The organism is Microbacterium sp. SYP-A9085 (assembly GCF_009649635.1).
In the GTDB taxonomy this organism is placed as follows: domain Bacteria; phylum Actinomycetota; class Actinomycetes; order Actinomycetales; family Microbacteriaceae; genus Microbacterium.
Genome location: NZ_WJII01000002.1, coordinates 610,838 through 623,842, shown reverse-complemented (window position 1 = coordinate 623,842; position 13,005 = coordinate 610,838). Strand labels below are relative to the sequence as shown.

Annotated in this window: 14 protein-coding genes; 7 read left to right on the top strand and 7 right to left on the bottom strand. The window is 70.0% G+C overall.

Annotated elements, in window-relative coordinates; all coding sequences use genetic code 11:
• Positions 1-190: 190 nt before the first annotated feature.
• From infA to rplQ, 6 genes are all read left to right on the top strand, one after another.
• Complete coding sequence (gene infA, locus GH740_RS07580) at positions 191-412, top strand: translation initiation factor IF-1 (RefSeq protein ID WP_029145881.1); 222 nt, start codon at positions 191-193, stop codon at positions 410-412.
• A 65-nt stretch (positions 413-477) separates the two neighbouring features.
• Positions 478-594 carry a 50S ribosomal protein L36 gene (rpmJ, locus tag GH740_RS07575; RefSeq protein ID WP_153745558.1) on the top strand — a complete coding sequence of 39 codons (117 nt, stop codon included), beginning with the start codon at positions 478-480 and terminating at the stop codon, positions 592-594.
• 212 nt (positions 595-806) lie between these two features.
• On the top strand, positions 807-1,187 hold the full coding sequence (rpsM, locus tag GH740_RS07570) for a 30S ribosomal protein S13 (RefSeq protein WP_153745435.1): 381 nt from the start codon (positions 807-809) through the stop codon (positions 1,185-1,187).
• A gap of 33 nt (positions 1,188-1,220) precedes the next feature.
• Positions 1,221-1,619: a 30S ribosomal protein S11 gene (gene rpsK, locus GH740_RS07565; protein WP_129385805.1), complete on the top strand. Its 399-nt coding sequence runs from the start codon at positions 1,221-1,223 to the stop codon at positions 1,617-1,619.
• 148 nt (positions 1,620-1,767) lie between these two features.
• The gene (locus tag GH740_RS07560) at positions 1,768-2,763 is read left to right on the top strand and encodes a DNA-directed RNA polymerase subunit alpha (protein WP_367641028.1); all 996 of its coding nucleotides are present in this window, start codon (positions 1,768-1,770) and stop codon (positions 2,761-2,763) included.
• 35 nt (positions 2,764-2,798) lie between these two features.
• Complete coding sequence (gene rplQ / locus GH740_RS07555; RefSeq protein ID WP_153745433.1) at positions 2,799-3,353, top strand: 50S ribosomal protein L17; 555 nt, start codon at positions 2,799-2,801, stop codon at positions 3,351-3,353.
• Positions 3,354-3,672: 319 nt separating this feature from the next.
• On the opposite strand, the gene GH740_RS07550 is transcribed toward rplQ, so the two are convergent.
• On the bottom strand, positions 3,673-5,589 hold the full coding sequence (locus tag GH740_RS07550; protein WP_153745432.1) for an acyltransferase family protein: 1,917 nt from the start codon (positions 5,587-5,589) through the stop codon (positions 3,673-3,675).
• Positions 5,590-5,710: 121 nt separating this feature from the next.
• On the opposite strand from GH740_RS07550, the gene truA reads away from it, so the two are divergent.
• Entirely contained in the window at positions 5,711-6,556 is an 846-nt protein-coding gene (truA, locus tag GH740_RS07545) for a tRNA pseudouridine(38-40) synthase TruA (protein ID WP_367641025.1), read from the top strand.
• 88 nt (positions 6,557-6,644) lie between these two features.
• Here the strand turns inward: truA and GH740_RS07540 are convergent, their stop codons facing one another.
• From GH740_RS07540 to GH740_RS07515, 6 genes are read right to left on the bottom strand one after another with little or no spacing between them, the layout of a single operon-like run.
• On the bottom strand, positions 6,645-8,045 hold the full coding sequence (locus GH740_RS07540) for an FAD-binding oxidoreductase (protein WP_153745431.1): 1,401 nt from the start codon (positions 8,043-8,045) through the stop codon (positions 6,645-6,647).
• Entirely contained in the window at positions 8,042-8,890 is an 849-nt protein-coding gene (locus GH740_RS07535; RefSeq protein WP_153745430.1) for a carbohydrate ABC transporter permease, read from the bottom strand. The genes GH740_RS07540 and GH740_RS07535 overlap by 4 nt, the downstream gene beginning before the upstream one ends.
• Positions 8,887-9,840, bottom strand: coding sequence for a carbohydrate ABC transporter permease (locus GH740_RS14095; protein WP_172978330.1), 954 nt, complete (start codon positions 9,838-9,840; stop codon positions 8,887-8,889). Before GH740_RS14095 ends, GH740_RS07535 begins: the two co-directional genes overlap by 4 nt.
• A 16-nt stretch (positions 9,841-9,856) precedes the next feature.
• Positions 9,857-11,176 carry an ABC transporter substrate-binding protein gene (locus GH740_RS07525; protein ID WP_153745428.1) on the bottom strand — a complete coding sequence of 440 codons (1,320 nt, stop codon included), beginning with the start codon at positions 11,174-11,176 and terminating at the stop codon, positions 9,857-9,859.
• Between the two features lie 41 nt (positions 11,177-11,217).
• Positions 11,218-11,910: a PIG-L deacetylase family protein gene (locus tag GH740_RS07520; protein ID WP_153745427.1), complete on the bottom strand. Its 693-nt coding sequence runs from the start codon at positions 11,908-11,910 to the stop codon at positions 11,218-11,220.
• The gene (locus GH740_RS07515; RefSeq protein ID WP_153745426.1) at positions 11,907-12,890 is read right to left on the bottom strand and encodes a GNAT family N-acetyltransferase; all 984 of its coding nucleotides are present in this window, start codon (positions 12,888-12,890) and stop codon (positions 11,907-11,909) included. The genes GH740_RS07520 and GH740_RS07515 overlap by 4 nt, the downstream gene beginning before the upstream one ends.
• Between the last annotated feature and the right edge of the window lie 115 nt (positions 12,891-13,005).

The window sequence follows — 13,005 nt, the reverse complement described above, 5'->3', positions numbered from 1 at the left end:
GCCGGGACGCCGCGCCGGGATGCCGCGCCGCGGCGGGCCGCGGGCGGGTGCCGAGTTGCCCGGGGTGGGCGGGTGACGTACACTAATTCATTGGTGCCTTGCGCCTGTTTCGGCGTGTCTCTTTCCCGAGAATCGGCACCACATCCCATCCACCGCAGACCGACCGGTCTGCAGAATCGATAGCGAGGCTATGGCCAAGAAAGACGGTGTCATCGAGATCGAGGGCGTGATCTCCGAGGCTCTGCCGAACGCGATGTTCCGCGTGGAGCTGACCAACGGACACAAGGTGCTCGCCACCATCTCGGGGAAGATGCGGCAGAACTACATCCGCATCATCCCTCAGGACCGCGTGGTCGTCGAGCTCAGCCCGTACGACCTCACCCGCGGCCGCATCGTCTATCGCTACCGCTAGTCCGGTCGAGAAGTAACGCCCCGGGCACCTCCGTGCCCGCCGGTGAAGACAGCGAAAAGGAAATCATGAAGGTTCAGCCGAGCGTCAAGCGCATCTGCGACCACTGCAAGGTGATCCGCCGTCACGGCCGCGTGATGGTGATCTGCAAGGCCAACCCGCGCCACAAGCAGCGCCAGGGCTGAGTCGCCCGCCGGCGACTCGCGACTGAGCGAAGCGGGCGACGCCCGCCTGACACAGCCCCGGGCCCAGGCCGACGACGGGCCGCCCTGCAGGCAAGACACGCAACAACTCAACACACACCGGCAGGATCAGAACCCGTATGGGGGACACCTCGGGCTGGAGGCCCGGGCACCGATCCTGCTCCACACCTCCACAACACTCCTAGGAGAAACGCATGGCACGTCTTGCCGGCGTTGACATCCCGCGCGACAAGCGCGTGGTGATCGCGCTTACCTACATTTACGGCATCGGCCGGACCCGCTCGAACGAGATCCTCGCTGCGACCGGGATCGACGAGAACATCCGCGTCAAGGACCTCACCGACGACCAGCTCGTCCAGCTCCGCGACCACATCGAAGGCACCTACAAGGTGGAGGGTGACCTGCGCCGCGAGGTCGCCGCCGACATCCGCCGCAAGGTCGAGATCGGCTCCTACGAGGGCATCCGCCACCGTCGTGGCCTGCCCGTGCGCGGTCAGCGCACCAAGACGAACGCCCGCACCCGCAAGGGCCCGAAGCGCACCGTCGCCGGCAAGAAGAAGGCCGGCCGCAAGTAAGCGCGCCGCGACAGGTTGAGGAGAGAACAACACATGGCACAGGCCAAGTCCGCGGCGCGCAAGCCGCGCCGCAAGGAGAAGAAGAACATCGCGCTGGGCCAGGCCCACATCAAGTCGACGTTCAACAACACGATCGTCTCGATCACCGACCCGTCGGGCGCCGTGATCAGCTGGGCGTCCTCGGGCGGCGTGGGCTTCAAGGGCTCGCGCAAGTCCACCCCGTACGCGGCCGGCATGGCCGCCGAGTCGGCCGCCCGTCAGGCCGCCGACCACGGCGTGAAGAAGGTCGACGTCTTCGTGAAGGGCCCGGGCTCGGGTCGTGAGACCGCGATCCGCTCGCTGCAGGCCGCGGGCCTGGAGGTCGGCTCGATCCAGGATGTCACGCCGCAGGCGCACAACGGCTGCCGCCCGCCCAAGCGTCGCCGGGTCTGAGATCTCGGTGCCGGATGCCTCCTGGTGAGGCATCCGGCACTCCCACGCTTCCGGATGCGCACGACCGGCAGCATCCCTCGGAGAAAACTCAACACCTCACCCACTGCACGTGTCATATAGCGGGCACGTCGCACGAAAGGAACACATAGTGCTCATTGCACAGCGTCCCACCCTGACCGAGGAGAAGATCGGGGAGTTCCGCAGCCGTTTCGTCATCGAGCCGCTGGAGCCCGGCTTCGGCTACACGATCGGCAATGCGCTGCGTCGCAGCCTGCTCTCCTCGATCCCGGGTGCCGCGGTCACCAGCATCCGCATCGACGGGGTCCTCCACGAGTTCAGCACCATTCCCGGTGTCAAGGAGGATGTCACCGAGATCATCCTGAACATCAAGCAGCTGGTCGTCTCCAGCGAGCGCGACGAGCCGATCACCGCGTACCTGCGCAAGACTGGCGCCGGCGAGGTCACCGCCGCCGACATCTCGGCCCCGGCCGGTGTCGAGGTGCACAACCCCGAGCTGGTCATCGCGACCCTGAACGACACCGCGCGCTTCGAGCTGGAGCTCACGATCGAGCGCGGCCGCGGGTACGTGTCGGCGACGCAGAACCGCAACGAGTACGCCGAGGCCGGTCAGATCCCGGTCGACTCGATCTACTCGCCGGTGCTCAAGGTCAGCTACCGCGTCGACGCGACCCGCGCCGGTGAGCGCACCGACTTCGACAAGCTGGTGCTGGATGTCGAGACCAAGCCGGCGATCTCGCCGCGCGACTCCGTCGCCTCCGCCGGACGCACGCTCACCGAGCTGTTCGGCCTGGCCCGCGAACTGAACGTCGACGCCGAGGGCATCGAGATCGGCGCCGCGCCGGTCGAGACCGTCGCCTCCACCGAGCTGTCGATGCCGATCGAGGACCTGGACCTGTCGGTCCGCTCGTACAACTGCCTCAAGCGCGAGGGCATCAACACCGTGTCCGAGCTGGTCGCCCTGTCCGAGACGCAGCTGATGAACATCCGCAACTTCGGTCAGAAGTCGGTCGACGAGGTGCGCGACAAGCTCGTCTCGCTGGGCCTGTCGCTGAAGGACTCCGTGCCGGGCTTCGACGGCGCGCACTTCTACGGCGGCTACGACGACGACGCCGAGAACGCTTGATCCTCGATCGACTTTTCACACGGGAGTAACTGAGAATGCCTAAGCCCACAAAGGGACCCCGCCTCGGAGGCGGCCCCGCCCACGAGCGCCTGCTGCTTGCGAACCTCGCCGCTGCGCTGTTCACGCACAAGTCGATCAAGACCACCGAGACCAAGGCCAAGCGCCTGCGCCCGCTGGCCGAGCGCCTCATCACGTTCGCCAAGCGCGGCGACCTGCACGCCCGTCGCCGCGTCCTCGCGGTGATCGGCGACAAGGAGGTCGTGCACGTCCTTTTCACCGAGATCGCGCCGCTGGTGGCCGACCGTGACGGCGGCTACACCCGCATCACGAAGGTCGGCAACCGTAAGGGCGACAACGCGCCGATGGCCGTGATCGAGCTCGTGCTCGAGCCGGTCACGAAGAAGGCGTCCGCCGTGAAGAAGAGCACCGCGAAGAAGGCGGCGCCCGTTGAGGAGACCCCCGTCGAGGAGACTCCGGCCGAGGAGACCCCGGCCGAGGAGACCCCGGCTGAGGAGACGGAGACGGTGGATGCCGCCGCCGACGCTCCCGCCGAGGATGCCGCTGCCGACGAGGCCGACAAGGCCGAGTAAGCGCCTTCCCGCACCCGCGAGACGAGACCCGCACGCCGCACGGTGTGCGGGTCTCGTCGTCTGCGGCGCGACATCCCGCCGAATCCACCTCTCGTTGCCGAACCCATCCGCTACAGCGAGTGGGCTCGGCAATAGAGGGTGGGTTCGGCGCGGTGGCGCGCTGCGGCGCGCGCGGCGCGGGCGGGACATCCCGCGAACCCACCCTCTGTTGCCGAACCCATCCGCTACAGCGAGTGGGCTCGGCAATAGAGGGTGGGTTCGGCCAACCGCGCGGCGCGGCACCGCGCGGCGCGGCACCGCGCGGCGGCGGCGGCGCGGGTCAGCGCGCGGGGGCGCGCTCGGCCAGGCGGTCCGCACGCAGGATCATGCGCTCCCGTTGCTGCGCCTGCGCCAGCTGCGCGGCGTCGATGGCCTGCGCGACAGCGCTCGCGTAGATCCGGCCGCCGCTGTCGCCGGGATGGATGCCGTCGCCGGCCAGCAGGTCGGCGTGCGGGCGGATGGCGCTGGCCCAGTCGGCGATCACTACGTCCGGGTTCCGCGCGGCGTACTCCCGCAGCTCCTTGTTCACGCCGGCGATCCACGACCGGGGCGCGAATGCCGTGACCAGGACGAGGCGCCGCTGCGGCCCGAGCGCCTGCACCACGAGGTCCAGCGAGCGCTTGTCGATGAACCCGTTCGTACCCAGTCCCAGCACGACGTACCGCCGCAGGCGGCCGTCGCGGGCGAGCCGCTCGACCATTCCCGGAGCGACATACATCGACCGGGACACCTTCGCGTCGATATGGATGCCGGGGTAGCGGTCCATCAGCGCTCCGGCGGAGGCGAGCATCACCGAGTCCCCGATCGCGTCGATCTGCCGCCCGTCGACCTTCGCCGGCGTCACCGACGCGCGCCCGCCGAGCGCGCCGGGCTCCCCGTCCACGAGCGGGGGCCGCGGACCGCGCGGCTTCTGCAGGGCGCTGCGGCCGGCCGCGACGGCATCCTGCCCGGACGTGGATGTCGGTGCCAGCGCTATCGCCGTCGTGGTGCCGGTGACCATCGCCATCGCGACCAGCAGGACGCCGAGCGCCGGGAAGAAGGTGCGCGGCGGACCGACCAGGTGCTCGCGGGCGCGATCGAGGCTGTGGCGGAAGCCGTGCCGGCGCACCGGCCGCTCCACGAACCGGTACGACACCTCGGCGAACGCGATCGTCGCGGCCAGAGCGACCGCTCCCACCCACAGCGGGATGGTGTCGGCCCCCGCCGTGACGCCGGCCATCGATCCGACCAGCACGAGCAGCGGCCAGTGCCACAGGTAGATGCCGTACGAGCGGTCGCCCACCCAGCGCAGCGCCCGGGCGTCCAGCACCGGGCCGAGCCAGGACCGGGGCGCGACGCCGCCGGCGACCGCACAGACCGTCAGCGCGCTGGCAGCGAGCAGGATGCCGGGGAACGTCGCCACCCCTTGCTGCGGCGGCAGGATGGCCAGCACGAGCAGGCCGACCACCGCACCGCCGCCGAGCACAACACCCACGATGCGCGCGCCGCGCCCTTCGAGCCACCGCGGCGGGGCGTCCAGCACGCGCTCCGCGCCGACGGCCAGCGCCACGCCCAGCAGCAGGCCGAACGCGTGCGTGTCGGTGCCGAAGTACGCGCGGGTGACGTCACCGCCGGTGGCGACGACATCCGCCATCCATACGGCGGAGGCGGCCGCGGCGACGATCGCCACGACCGCGCGCACCGGACGCCACGGCACCAGCAGGAGCAGGGGGAGCAGCAGCGGCCACACCCAGTAGAACTGCTCTTCGACGGCGAGGGACCAGAGGTTGCGGAACAGCTCCGGCGTATCGGCGGAGAAATAGTCGGCCCCGCCGGCGACCGAGAGCCAGTTGTAGCTGAACGTGGCCGCGCCCAGCACCTGGCGGCCCAGGTGCACGAGAGCGTCGCCGCCCACGGCCAGGGCACCGGTGGCGATCACCGTCACGAGGAGCGCGAGGGCCGGCAGCAGCCGTCGCGCGCGCCGTCGCCAGAAGTCGACGAGGTCGATGCGCCCGGCGCGCGCCCGCTCGCGCAGCAGCAGGGACGTGATGAGGAAGCCGCTGATGACGAAGAAGACGTCGACCCCGATGAACCCGCTGCGCAGCCACCAGCCCGGGAACAGGTGGTACACGACGACGAGTGCCACCGCGATGGCGCGAAGCCCGTCGAGACCCGCGTATCGGGCGCGCGGGGGCGGGATGGAGGCAGGCTGCGTCATGGCGGGGGTTCGCCTCGGCGGGGAACGGGGGAGCGCGCCGGGACCCCTCCAGTCTACGTTCCGCGCACGCCCGACACCGTGCGGCGCGGGCGTGCCGTGATGCCGCCGCTACGCTGATTCCGTGCGCATCCGCCTCGACATCGCCTACGACGGCACCCATTTCCGCGGGTGGGCCCGCCAGCCCGGGCTGCGCACGGTGCAGGGCGTGCTCGAGGATGCCATCGCCCGCATCGTCGGGGGCGCGCCACGGCTCGTGGTGGCCGGCCGCACCGACGCCGGCGTGCACGCGCGCGGTCAGGTCGCGCATGTCGACCTCGACGACGACCAGCGCGCACGGCTGTTCGCCCGCACCCGCCGGGACGGGACATCCGATCCCGTCGACCGGCTCGCGCACCGGCTACGCGGCGTGCTCGGCGGATATCCCGACGTCACCGTGCACCGCACCGCGGTCGCCGCCGACGGGTTCGACGCGCGCTTCTCGGCGGTGTGGCGCCGGTACGAGTACCGGGTCGCCGACGACGTCTCCGGCTATGACCCGCTCGAACGCGCCCGCACCACGACCGTGCACGCCCCGCTGCAGGTGGAGGCGATGGATGCCGCGGCCCGGTCGCTCATCGGGTTGCATGACTTCGCGGCGTACTGCAAGCCGCGGCCCGAGGCCACGACGATCCGGACCCTGCTCGCGTTCGGCTGGCATCGCGACGCGGACGGGGTGCTCGTGGGCACCGTGCAGGCCGACGCGTTCTGCCACTCGATGGTGCGCGCCCTCGTCGGCGCCTGCGTCGCGGTGGGCGAGGGGCGGCTGACGGCGGCGGATGCCGCGCTGCTGCGGGATGCCGGGGAGCGCACGAGCGCTTTCAAGGTCCTCGCCGCCCGCGGCCTGACCCTCGTCGAGGTGGGCTACCCGGCCGACGACCTGCTCGCCGCGCGCGCCGAGCAGACCCGGGCGCGCCGCGACGCGGAGTAGCCGCGACGCGCATCAGCCGCGACGCCGAGGAGCCGCGCCGCCGAGGAGCCGAGCCGCAACGCGCGCCAGCCGCGACGCGAACCGCCCGCTACCGCGCGAAGATCACCCCGGGGTTGAGGATGCCGAGCGGGTCGAGCGCGTCCTTGATGGTCTGCCCCAGCGCGGCGACGTCCGGGCCGAGCTGATCGCCCAGCCACGGCTGCTTGAGCCGGCCCACGCCGTGCTCTCCGGTGATGGTGCCGCCGAGCGAGATCGTCAGGCGCATGATGTCGTCGAACGCCGCCTCGGCGCGCGTCACGGCGTCGGCATCCGTCGCGTCGAACACGATCATCGGATGCGTGTTGCCGTCGCCGGCGTGCGCGACCAGCGCGATCAGCGTGTCGCGGTCGGCCGAGATGCGCTCGACGCCCGCCGCCAGGTCGCCGAGCCGCGGAAGCGGGACCCCCGCATCCTCCAGCAGCAGCGTGCCCTTCTTCTCGACCGCGAGCACCGCCATCCGCCGCGCCGCCACGAACGACTCGCTGTCGTCGGGGTCGTCGCTCGCGAAGCACTCGGACGCACCGGCAGCCGTGCAGATCTGCTCGATCACCGCGAGGTCCTCGACGCTGCGCGGACCGGGCTCGTCGGACTGGATGACGAGCATGGCCGCCGCGTCCCGGTCCAGGCCCATCCTCGTCAGGTCCTCGACCGCGTTGATCGTGGTGCGGTCCATCAGCTCGAGCATCGAGGGCCGCAGCCGGGAGGTGATCTCGCGCACCGCGGTGATCGCGGCGGCCATCTCCGCGAACGTCGCGACCAGGCTCACCGGCCGCTGCTGCGGCGGGACGAGCCGGAGGACCACCTCGGTGACGACCCCGAGCGTGCCCTCGCTGCCCACGAACAGCTTCGTGAGCGGCAGGCCCGCGACATCCTTCATGCGAGGTCCGCCGAGCGTCACGGCGCGCCCGTCGGCGAGCACCACGGTCAGCCCCAGCACATAGTCGGCGGTCACGCCGTACTTCACGCAGCACAGTCCGCCCGCGTTCGTGGCGACGTTCCCGCCGATCGAGCAGAACTCGAACGACGACGGGTCCGGCGGGTACCACAGGCCCTGCGCCGCCGCGGCGGCCTTCACCTCCGCGTTGAACGCGCCCGGCTGCGCGGTCGCGGTGCGCGTGGCGCGATCGATGCGCACCGCGCGCATCTCGTCCAGCGCGACGACGATGCAGCTGTCGATCGCCGTGCTGCCTCCGGACAGCCCCGACCCCGTCCCGCGCGGCACCACCGGCACCCGGTGCGCCGCCGCGAACCGCAGCGCCGCCTGCACGTCGGCCGTGCACGTGGCGCGGACGACCGCGAGCGGCACCCCGGGCGTGACATGCTGCGCATGGTCGCGCGTGTACGCCGCCATCGCATCCGGGTCGGTGACGAGGGCACCCGCGGGCAGGCTGCCGGCGAGCGCCGCCAGGTCCGGCTCGGGCACCGACTCATCCTGCCGGACCGTGGTCATCCCTTCACTCCGCTCGAGGCGATCCCCTGCACGAACACGCGCTGCGAGATCAGGAACACGACGAGGGTCGGGATCGAGGCCACCAGCGCCCCGGCCAGGACCACGTTCTGGTAGTCGAAGCTCATCGTGTACGACATCAGCCGGTTCAGGGTCAGCACCACCGGGTACAGCGCCTCGGACCGCAGGATCGTCAGCGGCCACAGGAAGTTGTTCCACGAGAACACGAACATGAACACGGCCAGCGTCACCACGGCCGGCTTGATCAGCGGCACGACGAACTGCCAGACGATGCGGAACTCGCCCGCGCCGTCGACACGGGCGGCCTCGATCAGCTCATCGGGCACGTCCATGATGAACTGCCGCATCAGGAAGATCCCGAACGGATTGGCCAGCCACGGCAGCAGCACGCCCAGGTACGAGTCGGCCAGCCCCATCGACGAGACCAGGTAGTACAGCGGCACCAGGGTGACGATCGGCGGCAGGAACATCGTCGCCACGATCGTCCAGAACACGACATCCCGCCCGCGGAACCGGTACTTCGCGAACACGTACCCGGCCATCGTGCTGGTGATGATCACGGCGATCGTGGCCACGCCCGCGATGATGATGCTGTTGAGCATCGACTGCGCGAATGGCACCTCGGTCAGCGCCGTGCCCAGCGGGTCCAGGGTCGGCGACGTGGGCACCCACGACGGCGGGATCCTGACGAACTCGCGCGGGGCCTTGAACGCCGAGATCACGAGCCAGTACAGCGGGAACAGCGGGATCACCGCGACCACCGTGAGCAGCAGGTAGAGGATGCCGCGCTGCGCGCGCGTGCGCGGAGACAGGCGACGCGGGCTCATCGCTTCCTCACCTTCATGATCGTCCCCAGCACCGCGCCGACGACCACGATGAGAAGGAACACCGAGACGGCCAGCGCGCTCGCGTCTCCCGCGAGGCCGTACTGGAACGCGGAGCGCTGGATCTCGAACGACACCACGTTCGTGGATCCGGCAGGCCCGCCCTGGGTGAGCAGGTAGATGGGGTCGAACACCTGGATCGAGTTGATGAACGTCATCAGGATCACGAACACCAGCGAGCGGCTCAGCAGCGGGATCGTGATCGACCGCGTCTGCCGGACGATGCCGGCCCCGTCCATCCGGGCGGCCTCGTATAGGTCGGCGGGGATCTGCGTCAGGCCCGCCACGAGCAGGATCACGTAGTAGCCGAGCATCTGCCACACGTTGAAGATCACGAGCGAGACCAGCGCCCACGACGGGTCGCTCAGCCAGGCCGGGGGCGTGACGCCGATCGCGGTCAGGATCGCGCTGAGCGGTCCGTACCCGGGAGCGTAGATGTTGCTCCAGATGATCACGATCGCGATCGTCGGGATCACGTACGTCGCGAACAGGATGACGCGCACCACGCTCTGCCCGCGCAGCCGCGGGAAGTACAGGAGCATCGCCACCAGGAACGCGAGCGGAACGGTGATCAGGATGCTGAGGCCGACGTACACGCCGGTGTTGGCCAGCGCCTGCACGCGGGCGCTGTCGGTGAAAAGGCGCGCGTAGTTGTCGAAGCCGACCGGCGTCATCTTGGTGATCGGCGTGAACATCGACCACCGGTGGAAGCTGATGATCACGGTCATGATCATCGGCACTATCGTGAACAGCCCGATCACCACGAGGGTGGGGCTGAGGAACAGGGTCGTCACCCAGCGGCGCTGGGCGAGACCGGATCCGGGCGCGCCGCCCCGGGAGAGCCGCGTGCGCGCGGCGCTCCCGGGGAGGACGGTATTGACGGTGCTGGCCACCCGATCGCCTTGGCGGTCAGCGGGCCGAGGACAGGGCGCTGTCGACGTCCGACTGGGCCGTGGACATCGCCTTCGCGGCATCCACCTGCTTGTTCAGCAGCGCCTCGACCTGACGCTGGAGCGCGTCGGCCCCGGCGCTGGCGCCCAGCACGGTCGGGAACGGCACCGCGCTGTCCAGCGCCGACACGTACGAGCTCAGGAACGGCGTCTTGAGCGTGTCCGCGTGCGCGGCGACGTCGGACGTGCGGCTGGGCAGGATGCCCATGGAGATGAGGATGTCACCCATCGCCGAGGATCCGTTCTTGCCCGAGTCGGGCCCGTTCAGCCAGCTGAGGAACTTCCAGGCCGCCTTCTGCTTGGCATCCGTCGCGTTCGCGTTGACGATGGTGTCCCACGAGTACGAGATCGAGTGGGACCCGTCGCCGCTGGGACCGACCGGGATCGGGGCGGTGGCGACATCGGCGAACTTGTCGCCCATCGCGTCCTTCAGGGAGCTCTCCCACCAGTTCGCCATGATGATCATGCCGGTCTTGCCGTTGACGAAGTTGTCGAGGTACGGGCCGGTGGTGTTCGCGTTGGCGTTCGACATCGACGCCTTCGTGAGCCCCTCATCCACGAGCTTCTGGTAGAACTGCGCGGTTTCCAGAGCCTGCGGCGACTGCAGGTCGGCCTTGTCGCCGGCGCCGTTCAGGAAGCTGCCGCCGTTGGAGGCCAGGAGGGACAGGAACGGGTGCACGGCGCCGGAGTTCCAGTTCGTGATGAACCCGATGCCCTGCCGGCCCTGACCGGTCGCGGTGATGGCCTTCGCGGCGCTGATGACCTCGTCCCACGTGGTGGGGGCGGCCTTCAGGCCGGCGTCGGCGAAGATCGCCTTGTTGTAGTTGAGCTGGTACAGGTCCACCTCGTTCGGGATGCCGTACACCTTGTCGTTCTGGGTGGCGGCGCCGACGACCCCCTTCGGCCAGTTCGCGGTGACGTCGCTGACGACATCCTGCGGAGCGGGCGCGGCCAGCTGGTCGCGGGCCAGCTCCGGCAGCCACGCGTCGTAGATGCCCGCGATCGTGGGGCCGTCGGGGGAGCTGCCCTGCGTGCGCAGCGTGGAGAGCAGGTTCGCGAACGGGACGGCCTGCACCTTGACGGTGATGCCGGGGTTGCTCTTCGTGAATGCGGCCGCGGCGTTCTCCAGCAGCTTCACCTGGTCGGGGCCCCAGTGCGTGAGGAACGTCAGCTGCTGGGTTCCGGAGTCGTTGCCGCCGCCGCCGGCGGAGCAGCCGGTCGCCGCGAGGGCGATTGCGGCCACGACGCCCAGGGACGCCAATGTCTTGTGCTTACGCATGGTCAACCTCTCTTGTTTGTGTGGGTGCAGAACGCCGGCGGTCACGGTCCGGCGAGGGTGAACTTCTCGTGACTGGATGTCTTGAAGGCGGCGGCGCGACGGCATCCCGCCAGGCACCCCTTGACCTCCATCAGCGCGGAGTAGTAGTCGATGTATCGGAACCCGTAGGTCTCGCCGCGGGCGAAGGCGTGGCGCTCGATGCCGGTCCGCCACCGGTCGTACGCGGCATCCGGGATCTCGAAGAACGTGTCGGCCTCGAAGCCCTCCATGTCCTCCCAGTTCTCGGCGTGCAGGATCGCGGGCACCGAGTGCCGGGGAGTGTCGATCTCCTCGATGGGGATGGACGCGAGGAACGCCGCGCGCAGCGCCGTCTGCGCGGCCCGCTCGTGATCGCGGTGCATCGAGTGCAGCCAGTGCGTGATGAGCAGGTCGGGCTTGGCGTCGCGGATGATCGCGGCGATCTGCTCGGCGACGTCGTCGGTGTCCGGCAGGAAGCCGTCGGAGTAGTCGAGGGTGACGACCTCGGCGCCGATGGCGTCGGCGAAGAACCGCGCCTCGTCGACCTTCTGCGCGCGGTAGACGCTGGGGGCGATGGTGGGATGTCCGCGCTCGCCGTATGTGCAGTCGACGATGATGGCGCGGCCGCCTTCAAGGACGGCCTTGGCCAGCGTGGGGCCGGCGGTCAGCTCCATGTCGCCGATGTGGCCGCCGACGGCGATGACGGTGCTGCTCATGCCTGGTGCTCCTCTTGCTTCAGCGGTGCGCGCAGGATCGAGAACGTGCGGGTGACCTCGAATCCCGTCTTCTGGTACAGGTTCCATGCCGGGGTGCCCTCGTCGGCCCAGAGGAACCAAGCGGTCTGCGCGTTGGTGGCGACCATCCGCTCGAGGGTGAGGTGCAGCAGGAGGCGGCCGAGTCCGGTTCCGCGGCTCTGCGGGAGGACGCCGAATGGGCCGAAGCGATCGATCACGCCCTCGTACGTCCCGTGCATCGCCCAGCCGATCACCCGGCCGTCCGGGTTCCGGGCGATCATGATGCGTTCGGCCGGCAGGCCGGCGACGATCCCTTCGCGGATCGCCCGGGCCCAGTCGGCGTTGAACGCGTCGCGGGCCAGCGCGATCAGGGGGACGAGGTCGTCGTCCTGCGGGGTGCCCAGGTACCAGCCCTCGGCGCGCAGACGGTCGGCGCGCTCCCGCTCGTCGGCCGGCATCGCGTAGCCGCGCAGCGACCGCGACATCGCGTCGGCCTTCTCGAGGGTCGTGAATCCCAGCGAGGACATCAGGGCGAACGCGGCCGGGTACCGGTCGGCGTCCAGGCCGGGCAGCACGTAGTTCGGCGTGTACCCGGAGTAGACGACCTCCTCGGCGCCGTGGCCGCGCAGCCAGTCCATCGCGCGGGTCAGCAGCGCGCGGCCGATGCCGGCGCCCTGCGCGTCGGGGACGACGAAGAAGAACAGGATCCAGCCGCGCCCTCGTTCCAGGTCGTCGCCCTGCTCGGCGACCCGCCGGCGGACCGCGTAGGCGGCGCCGACGATGCGGCCGTCCGCCTCGGCGACGACGAGTCCTTCGGGATCGAAGTTGCGGTCGAGCAGGACGAGGTCGCGGAACCGCCGCGGGGTGATGCCGTCGCCGGGTGCGGCGAGGGTCCATGCATCGGCGATGCGGGCACCGTCTCCTGGGGCGTAGTGCCGGAAGACAGCCGGACCATCGGACATTCGTCGTCCTTCCTCGGATATGGGCTTGTGATGAGAATACGGCATTCAGTTACAGAGTCAAGACACAATTCGGACGTAAGTTTCAGGAGCGGGTGTCCGCCCGGTGAGCCCGGCC

Bases quoted from the DNA above. Each gene is read 5' to 3' on its own strand.
- infA (WP_029145881.1), top strand. From the start codon at position 191: ATGGCCAAGAAAGACGGTGTCATCGAGATCGAGGGCGTGATCTCCGAG.
- GH740_RS07550 (WP_153745432.1), bottom strand. From the start codon at position 5,589: ATGACGCAGCCTGCCTCCATCCCGCCCCCGCGCGCCCGATACGCGGGT.
- rplQ (WP_153745433.1), top strand. From the start codon at position 2,799: ATGCCTAAGCCCACAAAGGGACCCCGCCTCGGAGGCGGCCCCGCCCAC.
- GH740_RS07540 (WP_153745431.1), bottom strand. From the start codon at position 8,045: ATGACCACGGTCCGGCAGGATGAGTCGGTGCCCGAGCCGGACCTGGCG.
- GH740_RS07535 (WP_153745430.1), bottom strand. From the start codon at position 8,890: ATGAGCCCGCGTCGCCTGTCTCCGCGCACGCGCGCGCAGCGCGGCATC.
- rpsM (WP_153745435.1), top strand. From the start codon at position 807: ATGGCACGTCTTGCCGGCGTTGACATCCCGCGCGACAAGCGCGTGGTG.
- rpmJ (WP_153745558.1), top strand. From the start codon at position 478: ATGAAGGTTCAGCCGAGCGTCAAGCGCATCTGCGACCACTGCAAGGTG.
- GH740_RS07515 (WP_153745426.1), bottom strand. From the start codon at position 12,890: ATGTCCGATGGTCCGGCTGTCTTCCGGCACTACGCCCCAGGAGACGGT.
- GH740_RS07520 (WP_153745427.1), bottom strand. From the start codon at position 11,910: ATGAGCAGCACCGTCATCGCCGTCGGCGGCCACATCGGCGACATGGAG.
- rpsK (WP_129385805.1), top strand. From the start codon at position 1,221: ATGGCACAGGCCAAGTCCGCGGCGCGCAAGCCGCGCCGCAAGGAGAAG.
- GH740_RS07525 (WP_153745428.1), bottom strand. From the start codon at position 11,176: ATGCGTAAGCACAAGACATTGGCGTCCCTGGGCGTCGTGGCCGCAATC.